The sequence below is a fragment of the Pseudoduganella sp. GW821-FHT12E03 genome (assembly GCF_058807115.1).
In genome coordinates, this window is record NZ_JBXAQJ010000001.1 from 79,762 (window position 1) to 102,285 (window position 22,524).

Below are 22,524 nucleotides of genomic sequence, written 5' to 3' on the forward strand. Positions count from 1 at the left end.
AAACGAAAAACGCAAAGGAGAACACGCAGCATGAATCGAATCACGCAATCAATCCGGCCTCGCGCCATTGCCATCGCCGCCGCCCTGTGCGCCGCCGCGTCGGCCCATGGCGTGGAACTGGAAACGGGGAACCCGGACCTGTCCATCCGTTTTGACAACACGGTCAAGTACAACTACGCAAACCGGGTCGAGAAGCAAAACGAACACTTGCTGAAATCCGTGAACTCGGACGACGGCGACCGCAATTTCAACCGGGGCACGGTGTCGAACCGGGTCGACATCCTCAGCGAATTCGACGTGGTGTACCAGAAATCCATGGGCTTGCGCGTCTCGGCCGCCGGCTGGTGGGATGGCGCCTATGGCAGCCTCGATAACACCAATGTCGCCACCTCGAACCACGTTGGCGCCGATGGCAAGCCGGCACTGGGCATGTCGAAGTATGCGCGCCGCTACCACAAGGGCGCCAGCGGTGAGATTCTCGACGCGTTCCTGTTTGCGCGTTTCGACCTGGGCGAGATGCCGGTCAACGTCAAGCTGGGCCAGCATACGCTGTACTGGGGCGAAAGCCTGATTTCGCCGATCCACGGCGTGAACTTCGGCCAGTCGGCGGTGGACTTGATCAAGGGGTATTCGGTGCCGGGCTCGGAAGCCAAGGAATTGTTCCTGCCGCGCCGCGCCGCGTCGGTGCAAATGTCGCCGACCACGGAATTGTCGCTGGCGGCGCAATACTTGTTCAACTGGAAGCCGGCGCGCCTGCCGGAATCGGGTTCCTTCCTGGGCTTCTATGACTATGGCTTGCAGGGCGGCGAATCGTTCAACCTGTCCGGCCTGGGCTTGCCCAGCGCGCTGAAGATGGAAGACCGCAAGCCGGCCAACCGTGGCGATTTCGGCTTGTCGGCGCGCTGGAGCCCGGACTGGCTTGATGGCACGGCCGGTGTGTATTTCCGCCGCACCGGCGACTTGCTGCCGGGCGCCAACCTGCGCCTGGCCGGCGTGCCGGCCGCGCTGTTTGGCCAGAGCAGCCCGCTGGTGGCGCAAAATGCGCAAAAGGCCGCCGCCGCCGCCATCGCGGCCGGCAAGACCCCGGCCGAAGCGCAAGCGGCCGCCCAGCAGGCCGGCCTGGCCACCGCCGTGGCGGTGGGCAGCGCGACGTGCACCGGTGCGATTCCCGGCGCCGCCGTGGCTGCCGGCAACTGCCTGTTTTACCCGACCACCCTGGGCGCCACCAGCCGCTACCAGCTGGAATACGGCGGCGATATCGGCATCGTTGGCGTATCGCTGTCGAAAAGCGTGGCCGGCGTGTCCGTCGGGGCGGACCTGAGCTACCGTAAGGACATGCCGCTGCAAAGCAGTCCGGCGCTCTTGATGCCGGCCGGCACCAACCCGCTGCTGATCGCCAGCCTGAACACCATGCTGAAAGGCGCGCTGGTGGCCACCGCCGCAGGCTTGCCGGGCGAAGACCAGGTTTCGACCACGCGCGGCAACACCTGGCACGGCGTGCTGAACTTCCTGGGCACCACGGCGCAAACGCCGCTGTTCGATGCCTCGAGCTGGCTGGCGGAATTCACCTGGAACAAGGTGGCGAAAGTCACGCAGGGTGCGGAATTCTACAAGGGCCGCGCCGACTATACCGGCGTGGACAAGGTCAAGAACTTCGTCGGCCTGGCGCTGAACTTCACCCCGACCTGGTTCCAGGTGTTCCCGGGCGTGGACCTGTCGGCGCCGATCGCCTACAGCCGTGGCCTGACGGGGAACTCCGCCGTCAATGCCGGCGGCAACAAGGGCGCCGGCAATTACGCGGTGGGCCTGTCGTTCGACATTTACCAGAAATACAAGGTTGACGTGAAGTACGTGGACTTCTTCGGTCCGCTCGGCATCGATCCGGCCACGGGCGCGACCACGTCGAACGCCGGCGTGACGCCGCTGCTGAAAGACCGCGGCTTTGTCGCACTGACCTTGAAAACCACCTTCTAAGATTTTGGAGTAGAACCATGTTGAAGAAAACCATGATGGCCGCCGCCCTGTGCGCGGCAGTGTTTGCACCGATGGCTGCCCAGGCTGCCGTGACCCCGGAAGAAGCCAAACAGCTGGGTCTGACCCTGACCGCGTTCGGCGCGGAAAAAGCCGCCAGCAAGGATGGCGTGATCCCCGAATACGCGGGCGGCCTGACCAACGGCCCTGCCGTGGCCAAGGGTTCCGGCATGCGCGCCGATCCGTTTGCCAGCGACAAGCCGCGCCTGGTCATCACCGGCAAGAACTTGCAGGGCCAGGACGACAAGCTGACCGCCGGCACCCGTGAATTGCTGAAGCGCTACGCGACTTACCGCGTCGATGTGTATCCGACCCGCCGCAGTGTCGGCTATCCGAAGTTCGTGCTCGATAACACGGCAAAAAACGCCACCAATGCGAAAACCACCGATGGCGGCGTGGGCGTGGAAAACGCGCTGGGCGGCGTGCCGTTCCCGATCCCGAAGAGCGGCAATGAAGTGATGTGGAACCACTTGCTGCGCTACCAGGGCCAGGCGATCTACTCGAAATACGACTCGTGGAACGTCGATTCGTCCGGGACCCCGACCCTGGCCACCACCGGTGAAATCTGGCAGGAATTCCCGCTGGCCGACGCCAAGCGCACCGACACCGCCAAACAGACGGAAATCTTTTTCCGCACCAAGCTGAACTACCTGGCCCCGGCGCGCCGCGCCGGCGAAGCGCTGCTCGCTTACGACCATGTCAACCCGGTGGCGCAAGGCCGCAAGGTGTGGCAATACCTGCCGGGCCAGCGCCGCGTGAAACTGGCGCCGGACGTGGCCTACGACACGCCGAACCCGGGTTCGGCAGGCGCCTCGACCTATGACGATGCATGGGTCTTCAACGGCGCGCTGGACCGCTACGACTTCAAGCTGGTGGGCAAGAAGGAAGTGATCGTTCCCTACAATAACTACAGGCTGACGTATCACAAGACCCCGGGCGACGTGACCACGCCGAACCACATCAATCCGGACCTGGTGCGCTGGGAAACCCACCGCGTGTGGGTGGTGGAAGGCACCTTGAAAGCGGGCAAGCGCCATATCTACAGCAAGCGCACCTTCTACATCGATGAAGACAGCTGGACCGCTGTCGCGTCGGATGAATACGATGCGCGCGGCCAGCTGTACCGCGCCTCGTTCAGCCACGCGACGTATTCCTACGATGCGCAGGCGACGTCCACCGCCAACCACATGATCTACGACTTCGTCAGTGGCGCCTACAACATCACCGGCATGGTGGGTCCGCACGGCGGCGTCAAGTACATCGATCCGCTGAAGGCGTCGGAATGGTCGTCGGAATCGCTGGCCGGTTCGGGCGTGCGGTAAATGTTTTTGAACTATGGATGCCTGGCCTGAAGGCCAGGCACCCCTATTCGATACCGTGTCTCTTTTTGCGCCGGCGTCACCTGTCCCCATGATTCCTCATGTGGTGCGCCGGCGTTCTTTTTTGACTGAACACAGCATATGACTTCTTCCATCCTGCCCGTGCGCGCCATTGGTGCGCTGGCGTTAGCCGCGGCGGCCGTTACGGCGGCCATCCCTGCGGCGGCGGCACCGGCGGCGCCGTTCGCCGATGTGCTGAAAACGCCGGCCAGTACCAGCCCGCTGGCGCAGCGCGCCCTGATCAATGGCCTGGCCCAGGCCGGCAAGCGCATTGTCGCCGCCGGCCAGCGAGGTCATATTTTATATTCCGACAACGGCGGCCAGCGCTGGACCCAGGCCCAGGTGCCGGTGTCGTCCGACCTGACCGCGCTGTGCTTCCCGAGCGCGACCCATGGCTGGGCGGTTGGGCATGACGGCGTCGTGCTGCACAGCATGGATGCCGGCGCCACCTGGACCCTGCAGCTGGACGGCGCGGCCGCCGCGCAGGCGGTGCTGGCGCATGCCACCGCGCGCGGCGCCGATGAAGCCGTCCTGGCCGACGCGCGCCAGTTGGTGCGGCAGGGCCCGGACAAGCCCTTCCTCGACGTGTGGTTCGAGGACGAGGTGCGCGGCTTCGTGGTGGGCGCATTCGGCCTGGCGTTCCAGACCACCGACAGCGGCAAGACCTGGACGCCGGCGCAGGGCTTGCTGGACAACCCCCGTGGCCTGCACCTGAACGCGATCCGGCCGGCCGGCGGCGCGACGTATATCGTGGGTGAGCAGGGCATGGTGCTGCGCCGCGCCCCGGGCGCCGAGCGCTTCGTGCCGGTACCGATGCCGTACAAGGGCAGTTTCTTTGGCGTGGCGGGCAACGACGCCGCCGTCATCGTGCATGGCTTGCGCGGCAACGCCTTCCGCAGCGCGGACAAGGGCGCCACCTGGCACAAGGTGGAAACCGGCGTGCAGACCGGCCTGACGGCGGCGGCGGTCGGCGGCGCCAGGTTCATGCTGGTCAGCCAGGCGGGCCAGGTGCTGGCCAGCGCGGACAACGGCGCCTCGTTTGCGCCGCTGCCGGGCATGACGCCGGCTCCGGTCTCGGCCGCGCTGCTGGTCGCGCATGGCAATGACGCCGGCGCGGGCGCGCTGCTGCTGGGCGGCGCGCGCGGCCTGCGCTTGCAGCCGCTGCAGCAGCCGCTGACGCGGCAATCGCCAAAGTAAGGAACAGGAAAATGGATATGGGATTGCCTCAACTCGATGAAATGCCGGTCGTACGCGACCTCAAGAACTTTGACCAGCGCTCCGGCAGCCTGCTGGAGCGGCTGGTCTTCAACAACCGCATGCTGGTCATGGTGCTGTGCCTGGTGGCGACCGTGCTGCTGGGCTGGGTCGCGGTGAAAAAGCTCACGCTCAATGCGAGCTTTGAAAAAATGATGCCGCAGAGCCAGCCGTACATCAAGAATTACCTGGAAAACAAGGGCGCCTTGCGCGGCCTGGGCAATGCGCTGCGGGTGGTGGTGGAAAACCCGAATGGCGACATCTTCGATCCGAAATACCTCGACGTCCTGAAAAAGGTCAACGACGACCTGTTCCTGACCCCGGGCGTGGACCGCGCGTGGATGAAATCGATGTGGACCCCGTCGGTGCGCTGGAACGAAGTGACGGAAGAAGGTTTTACGGGCGGCGCCGTGATGCCGGACAATTACGATGGTTCGCCGCAAAGCGTCGAGCAACTGAAGATCAATATCGCCCGCTCCGGCATTGTCGGCAGCCTGGTGGCCAATAACTTCAAGTCGTCGATGATCTTTGTGCCGCTGCTGGACAAGGACCCGGCCACCGGCCAGCCGATCGATTATTCCGCGCTGTCGAAAGAACTGGAAACCAAGATCCGCGCCCATGAACGGGGCGATTTCAAGACCGGCGTGCACATTGTCGGCTTCGCCAAGCTGGTGGGCGAACTGCTGGACGGCATGGCGCGCGTGGTGATGTACTTTGGCGCGGCGGCGCTGGTGGCGACCGCCATCATCTTCGGTTATACCCGCTGCGTGCGTTCCACCGCGCTGGTGGTGGCCTGTTCGGTGGTGGCGGTGGTGTGGCAACTGGGCATGGTGGCGGCGCTGGGGTTTGAACTGGACCCGTTCTCGATCCTGGTGCCATTCCTGGTGTTTGCCATCGGCGTGTCGCACGGCGCGCAAAAAATGAATGGCATCATGCAGGACGTCGGCCGTGGCACCCACTTGCTGGTGGCGGCGCGCTACACGTTCCGCCGCCTGTTCCTCGCTGGCTTGACCGCACTCCTGGCCGACGCCGTCGGCTTTGCCGTGCTGATGCTGATCGACATCCCGATCATCCGCGACCTGGCGCTGACCGCGTCGATCGGCGTGGCGGTGCTGATCTTCACGAACTTGCTGCTGTTGCCGGTGCTGCTGTCGTATGTCGGCGTGTCGCCCAAGGCGGCGGCGCGCACGCTGCAAGATGACAGCGAGACGGGCAAAGGCAAGGGCATCGGCGTCCTGTGGGCGGCGCTGGACCGCTGCACCGAGCGCGGCCCGGCCATCGCGGTGCTCGTGGTGGCGGGCTTGCTGGCGGCCGGCGGCTTTGCCGTCAGCATGAAACTCAAGATCGGCGACCTCGATCCGGGCGCGCCGGAGTTGCGGGCCGAATCGCGCTACAACCGCGACAACGCCTTCATCACCGCCAATTACTCGCTCTCGTCCGACCAGTTTGCCGTGATGGTGAAAACCGCCAAGGAAGGCTGCCTGAAATATGAAACGCTGGTCGATGCGGACCGCCTGGCGTGGACCCTGCAGCAAGTGCCGGGTGTGCAAACCACGGTGTCGCTGGTGGACGCGGTGCGCCAGGTGACGGCCGGTTCGTCCGAAGGCAGCCCGAAATGGCTGACCGTGTCGCGCAACCAGGATGTGCTGAACTATGGCGCCCAGCAGGCGTCCACCAACAACCCGGACCTGTTCAACGCGGAATGCTCGCTGATGCCGGTGATCGCCTACCTGTCCGACCACAAGGCGGAAACCCTGGAAAAAGTCGTGGCCGCCGCCGATGCGTTTGCCAAGGCCCACTCCACGCCGGAGCGCCAGTTCCTGCTGGCGGCCGGCAGCGCCGGGATCGAAGCGTCCACCAACATCGTGGTCAGGGAAGCCAACACGAAAATGCTGCTGTACGTGTATGCGGCCGTGACGGTGCTGTGCTTTATCACATTCCGCAGCTGGCGCGCGGTGGTGGTGGCCGTGCTGCCGCTGGTGCTGACGTCGATCCTGTGCGAAGCGCTGATGGTGGCACTGGGCATGGGCGTCAAGGTGGCGACCCTGCCGGTGATTGCGCTGGGCGTCGGGATCGGCGTCGACTACGCGCTATACCTGCTGTCGGTGCAACTGGCGCAGCAGCGCAACGGCCAGTCGCTGGGCGACGCTTACCGCCACGCCGTGCAGTTCACCGGCAAGGTGGTGGCGCTGGTGGGCATCACCCTGGCCGCCGGCGTGGTGTGCTGGGCCTGGTCGCCGATCAAGTTCCAGGCCGATATGGGCATCCTGCTGACCTTCATGTTCTCGCTGAACATGGTGGGCGCGCTGGTGCTGGTGCCGGCCCTGTCCCATTTCCTGTTGAAGAAAGTGTAACCATGAAACGCGCACTGCAAACCCTGGCCGCGCTGGATGACGCTATACGCATCGAGATCGATGCGCTGCGGGCGGCCGGCATTTCGTTCAATGCGATTGCCGCGGCGCTGAACCGGCGCGGCATCCCGGGCTTGCAGGGCGGGCGCTGGTATGGCGCCACCGTGCAGCGCGCACTACGGGGGGCGGCGCAGCCGGTCCCGCAATACTGAATCTCATTCTCTTATTCTATGTGGAGTTGAAGCATGCTCGGTAATATGCAACAGCAGTCGCTGCTGGTCTCAGGCTTGATTGAACACGCGGTGCGCAGCCACCCGAACGCGGAAATCGTGTCGCGCACGTCCGAAGGGCCGATCCACCGCACCACGTATGGCGAAGTGGCGCGGCGCGCCAAACAGGCCGCCAATGCGTTGACCCGCATCGGCATCAAGCAGGGTGACCGGGTCGCCACCCTGGCGTGGAACGGCCACCGCCACATGGAACTGTATTACGGCGTGTCCGGCATGGGCGCCGTGCTGCACACCATCAACCCGCGCCTGTTTGCCGAACAGCTGGAATACATCGTCAACCATGCGCAAGACCAGGTGCTGTTCTTCGATCTGGGTTTTGCCAGTCTGATCGAACAGCTGGCGCCGAAGCTGCCGAACGTGAAAGCGTTCGTCGCCATGACGGACCGCGAGCACATGCCGGCCCAGGCGATACCGCGCCTGCTGTGCTATGAGGATGTGCTGGCGCAGGAAAGCGCGGACTATGTGTGGCCGGCGCTCGATGAAAACGCCGCCAGCTCGCTGTGCTACACGTCCGGCACCACCGGCAACCCGAAAGGCGTGCTGTACACGCACCGCTCGACCGTGCTGCATGCGTGGGCCGCCTGCTCGGGCGATGCGCTGAACGTGAATGCGTCCGACAGCATGCTGCTGGTGGTGCCGATGTTCCACGTCAATGCGTGGAGCATGCCGTACGCGGGCGCCATGTGTGGCGCCAAGCTGGTGTTGCCGGGACCGGCGCTGGACGGCAAGAGCGTGTATGAACTGATGCGCGACGAGGGCGTGACCCTGGCGCTGGGGGTGCCGACCGTGTGGCTGATGCTGTTCCGCCACGTGGAAACCCTGAACCTCGACCCGCGCGCGGAATTGAACCTGCACAGCGTGGTGATCGGCGGCTCGGCCGCGCCGGCGTCGATGATCGTGACGTTTGAAGACAAGTTCGGCGCCACCGTGATCCATGCGTGGGGCATGACGGAAATGTCGCCGCTGGGCACCGTGTGCCGCCTGTTGCCGAAACACGCGAAACTGCCGCGCGAGGAAAAACTCAAGATCCTCACCACCCAGGGCCGCGCGGTGTTCGGCGTGGCCATGAAGATCACCGATGACGACGGCAAGGATTTGCCGCGCGATGGCAAGGCGTTCGGCCACCTGCTGGTCAAGGGCCCGTGGATCGCGGCCGGCTATTACCGGGGCGAAGGCGGGCGGGTGCTGGACGACGACGGCTGGTTCGATACCGGCGACGTCGCCACCATCGACCCGGACGGCTACATGCACATCACGGACCGGGCCAAGGATGTCATCAAGTCCGGCGGCGAATGGATTTCATCGATCGACCTGGAAAACGCGGCGGTCGGCCACCCCGATGTGGCGGAAGCGGCCGTGATCGGCATCGAGCATCCGAAGTGGCAGGAACGCCCGCTGCTGGTGGTGGTGGCCAAAGGCGGACGCGAACTGACCCGCGACACCATGCTCGCTTACCTCGACGGCAAGATCGCCAAATGGTGGATGCCGGACGACGTGCAATTCGTCGACCAGTTGCCGCACACGGCCACCGGCAAGCTGCAAAAGATGAAGTTGCGGGAACTGTTCCGCGATTACCGCTTCCCCGGCGCGTGACGCCATGGCGACCATGCCTGTTCTTTGGAAGTCGCTGACGATGGCGCGGCGCCTGGCGCTGGGTTTCGGCCTGGTGCTGACGCTGCTGGTGGGGATGCTGCTGGTGTCGCTGGCGGCCATGTCCGGCATGCAGCGCGGCACGGAATCGCTGCTGCAAGACCAGTACCGCAAGGTGGAACTGGCCAATGAAGTGAAATACAACGTGGCCGTGATCCACCAGTTGCTGCGCAGCGCCATCATCGCCGCCGAATACCAGGGCGAAAACGAGGTGGCGCGCAGGATCAAGCCGCTGCGCGAGAAAAACGCCGCCTTGCTGGGGCAGTTGCAAACGCTGTCCGGCGCAGGGGATGGCGACCTCGCGGGCGCGCGCAAGCTGCTGGAGCAGATCGCCAAAGCCAGCGCGGCCGATGAAGCCAGCCAGAAGGAATTGTATGGGCTGCTCAATGCCGGCCAGCTGACCGAGGCGCGCAGCCTGCTGAACGCCAACATCCGCCTGTCGGAACAGGAATATGTGAAGGCGCTGGGCGACATGGTGGCGCAGCAGGCCAAACGCATGGCGGACGGCGTGCAGGCCTCCACCGCGTCGTATGCGGTGGCGCGCAATTCCATGCTGGCATTGGGCGCGGCCGCCATGGCGCTGGGGCTGGGGGCGGCGGTCATGATCGTGCGCGCGCTGGTGCACCAGCTGGGTGGCGAACCGCGCTACGCCAGCTGGATCGCGGGCCGCATTGCCGATGGCGACCTGGCGGTCGAGGTGCGCAACGCCTATCCGGGCGAGGACAACCTGCTGTCGGCGATCGCCGGCATGCGCGGCAGCCTGGCCGGGGTGGTGGGCGAAGTGCGCTCGGGCGCCGACACCATGGCGCTGACGGCGCGGGAAATCGCCAGCGGCAACCAGGATTTGTCGCAGCGCACGGAGTTGCAGGCCGGCGCGCTGCAGCAAACCGCCGCCTCGATGGAACAATTGACGGCAACCGTGGCGCAAAACGCGGAACGGGCGCGCCAGGCCAGCGCGCTGGTGTCGGAAGCGTCCGGCGTGGCGGAGCGGGGTGGCGCCGTGGTGGATCAGGTGGTCGACACCATGGGCCGTATCAGCGCCTCGTCCGGCAAGATCGCCGACATCATCGGCGTCATCGACGGCATTGCCTTCCAGACCAATATCCTGGCGTTGAACGCGGCGGTGGAAGCGGCACGCGCCGGGGAACAGGGCCGTGGCTTTGCCGTGGTGGCGTCCGAAGTGCGGGCGCTGGCGCAGCGCTCGGCCAGCGCGGCGCGTGAAATCAAGGCGCTGATCGAGCAATCGGCCGGCGAAGTGCGGCAAGGCGGCGTGCTGGTGGGGCAGGCCGGCAGCACCATGGCCGACATGCTGGCGTCGGTCAGCCGCGTGGCGTCCATCATGGGTGAGATCGTCGACGCCAGCGGCGAGCAGCGCGATGGCATCGCCCAGATCCACCGCGCCATTGCCGAGATGGATGACGTCACCCAGCGCAACGCGGCGCTGGTGGAGGAAGCGGCGGCCGCCGCCACCGCCATGCAGCAGCAGGCCGGGGCGCTGGCCGGGCTGGTCAGCCGGTTCAAGCTGGCGGGGGCGGCTGGAATCCCGGGGACGGCGCTGGCCGTAGGGCGGTAACCCGAAGGGTGGCCGCCGTGCGTGCCGCCTGGCGGCTTTGCCTATCGGCAAAACCGCCCTACGGGGGCGCCGTCCGGGATGGGGGCGTAACGGCCTGTCATTCCTTGTTGTCACTCTGCAACGAGCAGGATGCGGCAGACAGGCCGCCATGGCGCGTGTATGCTTGCATGCCATATACTGGCCCGCATTGTCGAGGGGAACGGATGGACCAGATGGCGCAGGCGGGGGGCAGGCAGTCGGTGGCGCAGGGCGGCCACGCGGAACCCGTGCGCGGCGATATCCTGGTGGTGGAAGACACCCCGGCGTCGCTGCAACTGCTGTCACGGCTGCTGACCGATGCCGGTTACCGGGTGCGGGAAGCGCCCAATGGCGAACTGGCGCTGTGGAGCGCCCAGGCCCAGGCGCCGGAACTGGTGCTGCTCGACGTGCGCATGCCCGGCATCGATGGCTACGAAGTCTGCAGCCGCCTGAAGCGCATGCCGGGGCTCGATGAAGTGCCGGTGATTTTCCTGTCCGCCCACAGCGACACCGACGACAAGCTGCGCGGCTTCCAGGTCGGCGGCGTCGACTTCATCTCGAAACCGTTCCAGTTTGAAGAAGTCAATGCGCGGGTGCAGTCGCATTTGAAAATCCGCCGCCTGCAGCAGCAACTGGCGGCCCACAACGACCGCCTGCAAAAGGAATCGCGCCAGCGCCTGGCGGAAATCGCCCATTTGAACCGCAACGCCAGCGCCACCGTGTATTGCGCGGCGCTGATGCATGAGCTGAACCAGCCGCTGGCGGCCATCATGAGCAATGCGGAAGCGGCGGAACTGTTCCTGAAAATGGACCCGCCGCTGCTGGGCGACGTGGAAGAAATCCTGGCCGATATCCGGCGCGACGACCGCCGCGCCAGTGACCTGATCCAGCGCATGCGGGAATTGCTGAAAAAATCCGATCCCGTGGTGCAAAAGCTGGACCTCAACGAGGTGGTGCGCCAGGTGTGCACCTTGCTGTCGGGCGAAGCGCGGATGCGCCGCATCGTGCTGGAGATGCAACTGGCGCCTGGCGCGCTGCCGGTGGCGGCGGACCCGATCCAGTTGCAGCAAGTGTTGATCAACCTGGTCTTGAACGCGTTCGACGCGATGGCGCAGGTGGCCGACGGGGTGCGCGCGGTGTGCCTGTCCACCGGGCGCCGCGCCGACCAGACGGCGGAAGTACTGGTGTCAGACCAGGGGTGTGGTTTTCCGGAAGGGCATGAACGCGTGTTTGAATCGTTTTTCACCACCAAGCCGCATGGCATGGGACTGGGCTTATCCATTGCGGCCGCCATCGTGCAGGCGCACAGCGGCAGTATCTGGGCCGGCAACAATGCCGGCAGCGGCGCCACGGTCGGCTTTGCGCTGCCGGCGCTGTTGCCCGCGCAGTTGCCCGGTTCCGTGGCGGAGCGCCCATGAGAATCCATATCATTGACGACGATGACGCGCTGCGCACCGCGCTGGGGCGCCTGCTGGGCGCTTGCGGCTACGTGGTGTCGACCTATGAATCGGGCGACGCCTTTGTGCGCGCGGAAACCGGCACCGAAGCGGGCTGCATCTTGCTGGACGTGGACATGCCGGGCTTGTCGGGCCTGCAACTGCAAGACCATTTGCGGGCCAAGGGCAGCATCTTGCCGATTGTCTTCCTGACCGGCAATGGCGACATTGCCATGAGCGTGCGGGCCATCAAGGCTGGCGCCGAGGATTTCCTGCCGAAGCCGATCGGCAAGGACGCGCTGCTCGATGCGATCGGGCGCGCCATGCAGCGCTATGAAGCGGCCTTTGTGTCAAACAGCGCCTTGCTGGAACTGCGCAAGCGCGCCGCGACCCTGACCGCGCGCGAACGCGAAGTGTTTGCGCTGGTGGTGCAGGGCATGCTGAACAAGCAAATCGCCTTTGAACTGGGCAACACGGAACGCACCGTCAAGGCGCACCGCCACAGCCTGATGGAAAAGCTCGGCGCCGGCTCGCTGGCGGAACTGGTGCAAATGGCGAACCGCCTCGGGATCGCCAGCCCTGTTTCTGAATGAACCTGTGCTGAATAAGCACTTGTACTAAAGGACACGTTACAAGTGTCCTGATCCTCTCTACAGTCATCCCATCGGCGCGGCGCGCCTGTCCGGATGACGTCATGGAAGCAGCAAAACTCATCGTCGCAGTCGTGGAAAACGACCAGGCCATGCTGAAGGCACTGGGACGGCTGTTGCGGGCGTCCGGTTATGCGGCGCAGCTGTATCCGTCCGCCGAACGCTATTTGCAGCGCGCCGAGCAGGCCGATGTGGCTTGCCTGATCCTTGATATCGACCTGGGCGGCCTGTCCGGCATCGAATTGCAGCAAATGCTGGTGGGGTCGGGCCATGCCCCGCCCATCGTGTTCGTGACCAGCCATGCGGAAGACCGGTACGAAGCGGCGGCCCAGCAACTGGGTTGCCTGGCGTACCTGCGCAAGCCGTTTGCCTCCATCGACTTGCTGCGCGCGCTGGAAACCGCCGTTCATCCATAGGGAATCCAAATGAAAAACCTCACGATCAAAGCACGCCTGATCGCCGCCATGGCCTTCCTGTCCATCCTGCTGACGGCCATCGGGCTGGCCGGCATGAACAGCCTGTCGCAAACCAATGCGTCGCTGCAAACGGTGTATGACGACCGCCTGGTGGCGATGGGCATGCTGCACAAGATCAGCGCCGCGCTGCACCGCAACCAGCTCGACCTGGGCAATGCGGTGGACATGGATCCCGGGCCCGCCGTGCACCAGGTGCTGGCCGCCGTGCAAACCCGCCGCGCCGAGTCCCAGCGCATTTGGGACACCTATATGCGGACTTACCTGACGCCGGAAGAGAAACAGCTGGCCGAGACCTTTGACGCGTATGTTGTTGCCATGCAAAAAAAGGGCGTGCAGCCGCTGGCTGATGCGCTGGCGGCGGGCGACAAGGAACGCTCGGCGGCGCTGGTACATGCCGCGCTCGATCCCACCGTGGCGCAGGCGCTGGAGATCATGGAAAAGCTGGTGCAGCTGCAACTGGACGTGGGCCGCCAGGAATACGAAGATTCCCAGGCGCATTATGTCGTGTTCCGCCTGATTTCCATCGTCTCCGTGCTGGCCGGGGTGCTGGTCGGCATCGTCATGGGCTGGTGGCTGCTGCGGGCCATCCTGCAACCCCTGCAGCAAGCCATCGGCGTGGCCGAAGCGGTGGCCGGAGGCGACCTGTCGCAAACGATCGACGTGCGCGCCAATGATGAGATGGGCCAGCTGTCGCGGGCGCTGGAACGCATGAGCCGCAGCCTGGCCGGCATTGTGTCCCAGGTGCGCAGCGGCACGGAAACCATCACGGTGGCGTCGGGTGAAATTGCTTCCGGCAATAGCGACTTGTCGGCCCGCACGGAAAGCCAGGCCTCGAGCCTGCAGCAGACCGCCAGTTCGATGGAACAGTTGAACAGCGCGGTGCAAAACAATACGGAAAGCGCGCGCCAGGCCGACCGCCTGGCCAGCGAAGCGTCGGCCGTGGCCGTGCGCGGCGGCCAGGTGGTGGCGCAAGTGGTGCACACCATGGGGCGCATCAGTGAATCGTCCGGCAAGATCGCCGACATCATCGGCGTCATCGACGGCATTGCTTTCCAGACCAATATCCTGGCGCTGAACGCGGCGGTGGAAGCGGCCCGCGCCGGGGAACAGGGCCGCGGCTTTGCCGTGGTGGCGGCCGAAGTGCGCAACCTGGCGCAGCGTTCGGCCGGCGCCGCGCGTGAAATCAAGGTCTTGATCGGCGATTCCGTGGCCCAGGTCAGCGAGGGCAGCCGCCTCGTCAACGAGGCCGGCGCCACCATGGGCGACGTGGTCGGCAGCGTGGACCGGGTGACCCGCATCATGTCGGAAATCCTCACGGCCAGCGAAGAACAAAGCCGGGGGCTGGACCAGATCAACCAGGCTGTGGCGGAAATGGACAATGTCACCCAGCAAAACGCGGCGCTGGTGGAACAGGCGTCGGCCGCGGCCGAAGCGCTGCAAGACCAGGCCCGCGAACTGGAGCAGGCGGTCAGCGTATTCCGCCTGGCGCCACCTGCCGGCGGCATGGGGTTGCGGGCGGTGCGGGCAGCACGGGCTGAAGGGGGCGCCGCGCGGCGCACCGAACCGCGCATGCTGCTGGGACGCGCCAGCCGTGAGTCCGAAGCGGCATGAGCAAGGTGGTCTAAGCAAGGGGCCCTGGGCAAGGTGGCCTATGCGCGGCGGCATTGGCGGGGCGGCATCGGCGCGGTGGCGTGAGCGCGACAACGGGCTTGACAGGGGTGGAAAGGTTGGACTTGCCTGGCGGTTGAACTTATTATTTGTTACGGGCTGACCAATACGGCGTGAAACATGGCAACAGCGACACAGCAAGCATCCGGTGTGGCGGCGGTGCGTCGCGCACGGACGCGGGGAGAAGTGTCGATTGCGTTACTGGTCAGCGTGGCGCTGACCGCCGTGGTGACGGCGGTGCTGGCCGCATTTGCCGTGTATTTCTACCTCAGTGAAAAAGAACAGCGCTGGGATCAATTGCGCCATGGCCTGGCCACCAGCGCCGATGAGCTGGCGGCCGCCGTGGCATTGCCTGTCTGGAACTTCGACGAGGCGCAAATCATCACCATCATGAAAAGCGGCCTGAGCAACCGGGGGCTGCACGCCAGCATGGTGGCCCCGGCCGGCGCCCATCATCCCTATATCTTGCAGCGCAATGACGCGGGCCAGCTGGTGTCGAGCCTGATGGCGCCGCAAGACGCGGATTTGCTGGTGGAAAAACGCGACATGATGGTGGAAGGGCAAAGCATCGGCGTCATTACGCTGTATGCGTCGCCCGCGCCGCTGCTGGCGGAACTGCGCCAGCGCAGCGTGGCCATTGCTGGCATGATCGTGGTGCTGGACCTGGCGCTGGTGGCGGGCCTGTACTTGCTGCTGTGGCACGTGATGCTCAAACCCGTGCGCGCCATCGGCCGCTATGCGGTGCTGGTGCAGGCCGGCCTCAACGCCGACGCGACCATGCCGCGCGCCTGGTATTTCGGCGAACTCAAGGGGCTGTACGGGGCGATCCGGCAAATGGTGGGGCTGTTGCAACACCGCTATGAAGCCATGCATGCCAGCGAACAACGATTGCAAATTGCAACCCGCGCTGCCGGCATCGGCATCTGGGACTGGAACGTGGAAACCGGCGTGGCGGACTGGGATGACCAGATGTTCCGCCTGTATGGCGCCCGCCGCGATGAGGTGGATTCCCCGCTCCAGCTGTGGCGCGACATGCTGCACCCCGACGACGTGGCCGACAGCGAAGCCCAGCTGCGCCGCGTGCTCGATGGCAGCAGCATCGAGACCGCGCACCAGTTCCGCATTGTCTGGCCGGACGGCTCGGTGCGCCACATCCAGACCGATTCGCTGGTGCTGCGTGCGCCGGACGGCCGGCCGCTGCGCATGGTGGGCGTGAATTACGACATCACGGCCCACAAGCTGGCGCAACAGGAACTTGAACGGCACCGTCATCACCTGGAAGAACTGGTGGGGGAGCGGACCCGCGCGCTGTCGGTGGCGGTGGCGCAGGCGCAGGCGGCCAACCAGGCCAAGAGCGTGTTCCTGGCCAATATGAGCCACGAATTGCGCACGCCGCTGCATTCCGTGATCGGTTTTTCCCGCTTGCTGGCCGATGCCGCCCACATGCTGCCGGAAGACCGGCGCAACCTGGGCATCATCCATGGCTCGGGCCAGCATTTGCTGGTGCTGATCAACGATATCCTGGAATTGTCGCGCATCGAGGCGGGCCGCGCGCAATTGCAGCCGGACACCCTGCTGTTGCCGGAAATGGTGCAGGACGTGACGGACATGGTCAGCGTGCGGGCGTCGCAGGCCGGGCTGAAACTGATCCTCGACAGCAGCGGCTTACCGCCCCGGGTGCGGATTGATGGCACCAAGCTGCGCCAGGTGTTGCTGAACCTGATGTCGAACGCCGTGAAATTCACACGCGCCGGCAGCGTCCGGCTGGAAGTGCGCGCCGCGCGCGATGACAACGGCGGCTGGCTGCTGTCGTTTGCCGTCAGCGATACCGGTCCCGGCATCGCCGTGGCGGACCAGCAGCGCATCTTTGAACCGTTTGTTCAGGCCGGCAATGGCGGGGCGGTGGAAGGCACCGGGCTGGGGCTGGCGATTTCCCGCGAATTCGTGCAATTGATGGGCGGGAGCCTGAGCGTGCAGTCGGCGCCGGGGCAGGGCGCCACGTTCCGCTTTTCCGTTAATGCCGAAGGCGTGCTGGCGGGCCAGCATGTCCTGCCGCCGCCCGCATTCGGCGCCGGCGGGGCGGGCACGGCGCAGGCGCAGGTGCCGGCGGCGACCCTGTCGGTACGCCAGTTACAGCGTTTGCAGCCGGCGGTGCGGGTGGCGCTGCGCGAAGCCGTGCTGCAATTGAATTTGCAGCAGGTGCGTGATTTGCTGGCGCCGCTGCCGGAAGAACTCGATGACGTGGTGGCCGGCATTGAAGCGATGCTGCAGCAGCACGCCTATCCGCAACTATGTGCGCTGCTCGGTGAGCAGGGTATCGACATGCAGGAGCCAGCCGGATGACCCAGGGTGCGACAGAAGGTGAAATCCTCGTGGTGGAAGACACCCCGGCCTCGCTCAAGTTGCTGAGCGAATTACTGGGCAATGCCGGCTACCTGGTGCGCCAGGCGCCGGACGGGGAGCTGGCGTTGTGGAGCGCGCATGCGCGGCCGCCGGAGCTGATCCTGCTCGACATCCGCATGCCGGGCATCGATGGCTATGAAGTGTGCCGCCGCTTGAAGGCCGACCCGCAATTGCGCGATACGCCAGTGATTTTCCTGTCGGCGCAGTACGACACGGACGACAAGGTGCGCGGCTTCCAGGCCGGCGCGGTGGACTTTATCGCCAAGCCGTACCAGTCGGAAGAAGTATTGGCCCGCACCCGCGCCCATATCCGGCTGGCCCGCACCAAGGCGGCGCTGGAATCGAGCAACGCGGAATTGTCGCGCACCCTGGATGAACTGAAATCCGCGCGGCAGGAAATCATGCGCTCGGAACGGCTGGCCGCGCTGGGGGCGCTGGTGGCGGGCATCGCCCATGAATTGAACACGCCGATCGGCAATACTATGCTGGCCGCCAGCGCGCTCGATGACCTTGCGCGCGATTTCTTTGGCAACATCGACCAGGGCTTGCGCCGCTCCGAACTGGAGCGCTTTGGCGCCGATACCTGCAAGGCCACCGGCCTGATGCTGCGCAGCCTGCACCGCGCCGCCGACCTGATCGAATGTTTTAAACAGGTCGCGGTGGACCAGACCAGTTCCCAGCGCCGCGCCTTCGAGCTGGCGACCCTGGTCGACGGCATGGCCAAGACACTGGGGCCGTCGCTGCGCGAAGCGGGCGTGACGCTGGAGATCGACGCGGCGGACGGTGTGACGATGGACAGTTATCCGGGCGCGCTGTGCCAGATCCTCGCGCAACTGACGCGCAACACGCTGGTGCACGCCTACGCGCCCGGCGCCGGCGGGGTGATCACCCTGAAGACGTCGGTGGAAGGCGCGGCGGCGCGGCTGGAATTCGCCGACCACGGTGTTGGTATTCCGCCAGACCACCTGGCGCGCATTTTTGAGCCGTTTTATACAACCCGCATGGGCGAAGGAACGGGCGGACTGGGGCTGCACGTAGTGCACAACCTGATCGTCAATGTGCTGGGCGGGACGATAGAAACGTACAGTGGCGGCGGACGGCCGGGCGTGCGTTTCGATATCCGGCTGCCATTGAGCGCGCCGGCGCTTGGGGCGGCGCCGAATATGTGGTAGCGTTGCAAAGTTTTTTACGGGACGGGCGCGGCGAGAGGAAGCAATGCGGCAGGATCAGGTAACGGAAACAGAAACAGCCGCACCGGCGGAGCCAGCCACCGGCAAGACCAGCAGGGGCGAGGTGCTGATCGTCGAAGACACGGCGGCATCGCTGAAACTGTTGAGCGATTTGCTGACCGGCGCCGGCTATTACGTGCGCCAGGCGCCCAATGGCGAACTGGCGCTGTGGACCGCCCAGTCGCGCCCGCCGGAACTGATCTTGCTCGATGTGCGCATGCCCGGCATGGATGGCTATGAAGTGTGCCGGCGCCTGAAAGCCATGCCTGGCTTGCTTGATGTGCCGGTGATTTTCCTGTCCGCCCAGCACGATACCGATGATAAATTGCGCGGCTTTGCCTTGGGCGGCGTGGACTTTATCGCCAAGCCATTCCAGGCCGAGGAAATCCTGGCCCGCACCGATGCCCAGGTCCGCCTGCGGCGCGCGCAGCAGGCACTGGCCACCGAACGGGCCAACCTGGAACAGCGCGTGATGCAGCGCACGGCGGAACTGGCGGCGGTGGCCATGTCGCTGGAAGCGGAAGTGCAGCGCCGCCGCGCCAATGAAGATGCGCTGCGGCTGGCCGGCCAGGTGTTCGCCGCCACCCGCGACGCCATCGTCATCACGGACGCCCAAGGCTTGATGATGGCGGTGAACCCGGCGTTCACCCGCATTACCGGGTATACCGCCGATGAAGTCGCGGGCCAGCCCGTCACCATGCTGCGCACGGCGCAGGCCGGCGTCGCGTATGCCGGCATGATGCAGGCGATTGACGCCAACGGCCACTGGAGCGGTGAAATGACGGCGCACCGCAAGGGCGGCGGCACGTATACCGGCCTGCTGAGCGTGTCGACGGTGCGCGCCGCCGATGGCGCGGTCGACAATTTCATCGTTGCCTTCATCGACATGACGGAACGGAAGGCGGAACAGCACCTGATCGATTTCCTGTCTTACCACGACGCGCTGACCGGGCTGCCGAACCGCACCCAGGCGCGCAGCCGGTTCGATGAATTGCTGGCCGCCTGTGGCCCGGACCGGTGCGTGGCCGTGCTGTGCCTGGACCTGGACCGTTTCAAGGGTGTCAATGATTCGTACGGCGCGGCCATCGGCGATGAAGCGCTGAAGACCGTGGCGCGCTTCCTGCGCACCTGTGTGCGCGAAGGCGACATGGTGTCGCGCCATGGCGGCGATGAATTCCTGATCATGGTGGCCGACGACCTGCAGTGCAGTGTCACCACCGCGATAGCCGAAACCATCTTGAACGGGCTGCGGCGCGATTTCCCGATCGCGGGCCACACGGTGGCGCTGACCACCAGTATCGGGATCGCCACCGCGCCCGGTGATGGCGCCACCCTCGATGAACTGGTGCAGCACGCGGAAATGGCGCTGTTCCGCGCCAAGGAACTGGGCCGTGACAGCTATGCGTTTTTCACGGAAAGCATGGATGCCGACATCCGCCACCGGCTGGCGCTGCAAAGCCAGTTGCGCGGCGCGGTGGCGCGCGCTGAATTTTCCGTCCACTACCAGCCGCAAGTATGCCTGCGCACCGGCGACATCACCGGCGCGGAAGCGCTGCTGCGCTGGCACAACGTGGTGCTGGGCCAGGTGCCGCCGGGGCGGTTCATTCCCGTGGCCGAAGAATACGGCTTGATCAATGCGATCGGCGTGTGGGTGCTCGACACCGTGTGCGGGCAAATCCGCGCGTGGCAAGACCAGGGCCTGGGCGCGGTGCGCGTGGCGGTCAACCTGTCGGGCAGCCAGTTTGCCCATGCCGACACGGTGCCGCTGGTGGAGGAAACCCTGCTGCGCCATGGCGTGGCGCCGTCCTGCCTGGGGATTGAAATCACCGAAGGCTCCGTGATGGGCGATCCGGACAAATCCGTCGAGGCGCTGCGCCGCCTGAAAGCCATCGGCGTCGGCATTTCACTCGATGACTTCGGCACCGGTTATTCATCGCTGGCGTACCTGAAGCGCTTCCCCATCGATGTGCTGAAAATTGATAAATCGTTTGTCGACGATGTGGCCCATGCGGCCAGTGACGCCGCGATTGCCTTGTCGGTAATTTCTCTGGCGCACAACCTGAATATGCGGGTGGTTGCGGAAGGCGTGGAAACGCCCGAGCAGGCCCGCTTCCTTGCGTCGCACGGCTGCGATGCGATGCAGGGGTATTTGTACAGCCGTCCGCTGACCGCGGCCGACTTCACTTCGCTGCTGCGCCACCCGCGCTCTTTGCAAATCCACCTGGAATAGGATACCCCCATGAAGAAAACCTGCGCCGCCATCGCGGCAGTACTGCTGTGCGCGGCAACCTCCGCGGCACTTGCCCATGCCCACGCCGCCGCCGCACCGGCGGTCAAGGTTTCCGCCGCCACCCGCGCGGCCGACGCGAAGTTCAAGGCCATTTACGCGCAGGAATGGAAATGGCGCCAGCAGCAAAAAATGGAAGACGATGAAGACGACGTCAACGCGGTCAGCGCGGTGCTGCCGAAAGTCGATGTGGCCACGCAGCAGGCGCGCCTGGCGTACTGGCAGGGCGTGATGAAAAAGCTCGACGGGGTGGCGCCGGCCAGCCTGTCGGACGCGGAGCGCATCAATTACCTGGTGTACCGCGCGCAAATCGGCGCGCTGATCGACAATCAGCGTTTCCGCGAGTATGAAAAGCCGCTGAACGCCGATTCGTCGTTCTGGACCAACATGGCGGGCGAAGCGCGCAAGACCTTGCGCACCTTGCCGGAGTACCGCGCCTATGTGGCCCAGCTCAATGACGTGCCGCGCTACTTCCGCGAAGAAATCGCCAACATGCGCGCGGGCCTGAAGCGCGGCTTCACGCCGCCGAAAGTCACCCTGCTGGGCCGCGAAGGTTCGCTGCAATCGGTGACCGATGAAAAGGATTTGACCAAGCTGGTGTTCTATAAACCGTTCCGCGAGATGCCGGCGTCGGTGCCGGCGGCGGAACAGGAAACACTGCGCGCGGCGGCGTTGAAAGCCATCCGCGAAGCCGTAGTGCCGGCCCATGCGGAATTGCTGGCCTTCATGAAGAATGAATACATCCCGGGCGCGACCGAAGCGCTGGCCGCCACCAGCCTGCCGGACGGCAAGGCGTATTACCAGTCGAAAATCACGGAATTCACCACCACCAGCATGTCGGCCGACCAGATCCATGAGATCGGCCTGAAGGAAATGGCGAAGCTGCGGGCGGAAATGCAGGAGGTGATGAAGCAGGTGAAATTCGAAGGCGACTTGCCGGCCTTCCTGCACTTCCTGCGCACCGATCCCCAGTTCTATGCCAAGACGCCGGAAGAGCTGCTGATGCGCGCGGCCTACATTTCCAAGCGCTTTGACGGCAAGATCGGCGATTACTTCGGCTACTTGCCGCGCAAGCGTTTCGCCATCATTCCGGTGCCGCCGGAACAGGCGCCGTTTTACACCTCGGGCCGTGGCGGCCCGGGCGTGTACCTGGTGAACACCTACAATCTGCCGTCGCGCGCGCTGTACAGCCTGCCCGCACTGACCCTGCATGAATCCGCGCCGGGCCACGCGTTCCAGATGCCGATCGCGCTGGAAATCAAGGGCCGCCCGGAATTCCGCAAAGCCTACATTTCCGCCTTTGGCGAAGGCTGGGCGCTGTACACCGAGCGCCTGGGCGTGGAAATGGGCATGTATGAAACGCCGTATGAAGTGTTCGGCATGCTGAGCTACCAGGCCTGGCGCGCGTCGCGCCTGGTGGTCGATACCGGCGTGCACGCCAAGGGCTGGACCCGCGAACAGGCGCAAGCCTACCTGCGCGACAACACCGCGCTGTCGAATCACGAAGTCGAAACCGAAGTGGACCGCTACATTTCGTGGCCGGGCCAGGCGCTGTCGTACTACCTCGGTGAAATGGCCATCATCGAAGCGCGCCAGCGCGCTGAGAAGGCGCTGGGCGCGAAATTCGACATCCGCAATTTCCACGACACGGTGCTGAACCTGGGTTCCGTGCCGCTGCCGGTATTGCAGGCGCGGATCGATGCGTTTATCGCCGACGGGGGCAAGAGTCCGTATCCGAAGGACGAGTAACGGCGGCGAGGGGGGCGGGAACAGCAAGGCGTTCACGCTGAGCCCCCCACCATGCCAGACCGGGCGCTGTCGAGCCCGGT

Annotated in this window: 15 protein-coding genes; all 15 read left to right on the forward strand. The window is 65.1% G+C overall.

The features are described from left to right. Nucleotides 1-30: 30 nt before the first annotated feature. The 15 genes from AC1RRC_RS00310 (at nucleotide 31) to AC1RRC_RS00380 (ending at nucleotide 22,444) form a co-directional block, all read left to right on the forward strand. Nucleotides 31-1,974, forward strand: coding sequence for a DUF1302 domain-containing protein (locus tag AC1RRC_RS00310; RefSeq protein WP_493053241.1), 1,944 nt, complete (start codon nucleotides 31-33; stop codon nucleotides 1,972-1,974). Between the two features lie 17 nt (nucleotides 1,975-1,991). Then, nucleotides 1,992-3,353: a DUF1329 domain-containing protein gene (locus AC1RRC_RS00315; protein ID WP_493053242.1), complete on the forward strand. Its 1,362-nt coding sequence runs from the start codon at nucleotides 1,992-1,994 to the stop codon at nucleotides 3,351-3,353. Nucleotides 3,354-3,491: 138 nt separating this feature from the next. After that, the gene (locus AC1RRC_RS00320; RefSeq protein ID WP_493053243.1) at nucleotides 3,492-4,607 is read left to right on the forward strand and encodes a YCF48-related protein; all 1,116 of its coding nucleotides are present in this window, start codon (nucleotides 3,492-3,494) and stop codon (nucleotides 4,605-4,607) included. Nucleotides 4,608-4,624: 17 nt separating this feature from the next. Further along, the gene (locus AC1RRC_RS00325; RefSeq protein ID WP_493053244.1) at nucleotides 4,625-7,018 is read left to right on the forward strand and encodes an efflux RND transporter permease subunit; all 2,394 of its coding nucleotides are present in this window, start codon (nucleotides 4,625-4,627) and stop codon (nucleotides 7,016-7,018) included. 2 nt (nucleotides 7,019-7,020) lie between these two features. Beyond that, a complete protein-coding gene (locus AC1RRC_RS00330; protein WP_493053245.1) occupies nucleotides 7,021-7,227 on the forward strand; it encodes a recombinase family protein in 207 nt (68 codons plus the stop codon). A gap of 33 nt (nucleotides 7,228-7,260) precedes the next feature. Next, a complete protein-coding gene (locus AC1RRC_RS00335) occupies nucleotides 7,261-8,898 on the forward strand; it encodes a 3-(methylthio)propionyl-CoA ligase (protein ID WP_493053246.1) in 1,638 nt (545 codons plus the stop codon). 13 nt (nucleotides 8,899-8,911) lie between these two features. Next, on the forward strand, nucleotides 8,912-10,528 hold the full coding sequence (locus tag AC1RRC_RS00340) for a methyl-accepting chemotaxis protein (protein ID WP_493053247.1): 1,617 nt from the start codon (nucleotides 8,912-8,914) through the stop codon (nucleotides 10,526-10,528). Nucleotides 10,529-10,731: 203 nt separating this feature from the next. After that, the gene (locus tag AC1RRC_RS00345; RefSeq protein ID WP_493053248.1) at nucleotides 10,732-11,964 is read left to right on the forward strand and encodes a sensor histidine kinase; all 1,233 of its coding nucleotides are present in this window, start codon (nucleotides 10,732-10,734) and stop codon (nucleotides 11,962-11,964) included. Beyond that, complete coding sequence (locus tag AC1RRC_RS00350; RefSeq protein ID WP_493053249.1) at nucleotides 11,961-12,575, forward strand: response regulator transcription factor; 615 nt, start codon at nucleotides 11,961-11,963, stop codon at nucleotides 12,573-12,575. The genes AC1RRC_RS00345 and AC1RRC_RS00350 overlap by 4 nt, the downstream gene beginning before the upstream one ends. A 101-nt stretch (nucleotides 12,576-12,676) precedes the next feature. Beyond that, nucleotides 12,677-13,048, forward strand: coding sequence for a response regulator transcription factor (locus tag AC1RRC_RS00355; protein WP_493053250.1), 372 nt, complete (start codon nucleotides 12,677-12,679; stop codon nucleotides 13,046-13,048). A gap of 9 nt (nucleotides 13,049-13,057) precedes the next feature. Further along, the gene (locus AC1RRC_RS00360) at nucleotides 13,058-14,719 is read left to right on the forward strand and encodes a methyl-accepting chemotaxis protein (RefSeq protein WP_493053251.1); all 1,662 of its coding nucleotides are present in this window, start codon (nucleotides 13,058-13,060) and stop codon (nucleotides 14,717-14,719) included. 177 nt (nucleotides 14,720-14,896) lie between these two features. Then, nucleotides 14,897-17,119 carry a sensor histidine kinase gene (locus tag AC1RRC_RS00365; RefSeq protein ID WP_493053252.1) on the forward strand — a complete coding sequence of 741 codons (2,223 nt, stop codon included), beginning with the start codon at nucleotides 14,897-14,899 and terminating at the stop codon, nucleotides 17,117-17,119. Next, nucleotides 17,116-18,351, forward strand: a complete 1,236-nt coding sequence (locus AC1RRC_RS00370) for a sensor histidine kinase (RefSeq protein ID WP_493053253.1) — start codon at nucleotides 17,116-17,118, stop codon at nucleotides 18,349-18,351. The genes AC1RRC_RS00365 and AC1RRC_RS00370 overlap by 4 nt, the downstream gene beginning before the upstream one ends. Before the next feature lie 43 nt (nucleotides 18,352-18,394). Then, complete coding sequence (locus AC1RRC_RS00375; protein WP_493053254.1) at nucleotides 18,395-20,638, forward strand: two-component system response regulator; 2,244 nt, start codon at nucleotides 18,395-18,397, stop codon at nucleotides 20,636-20,638. Between the two features lie 9 nt (nucleotides 20,639-20,647). Continuing rightward, the gene (locus tag AC1RRC_RS00380; RefSeq protein WP_493053255.1) at nucleotides 20,648-22,444 is read left to right on the forward strand and encodes a DUF885 domain-containing protein; all 1,797 of its coding nucleotides are present in this window, start codon (nucleotides 20,648-20,650) and stop codon (nucleotides 22,442-22,444) included. Nucleotides 22,445-22,524 lie beyond the last annotated feature (80 nt).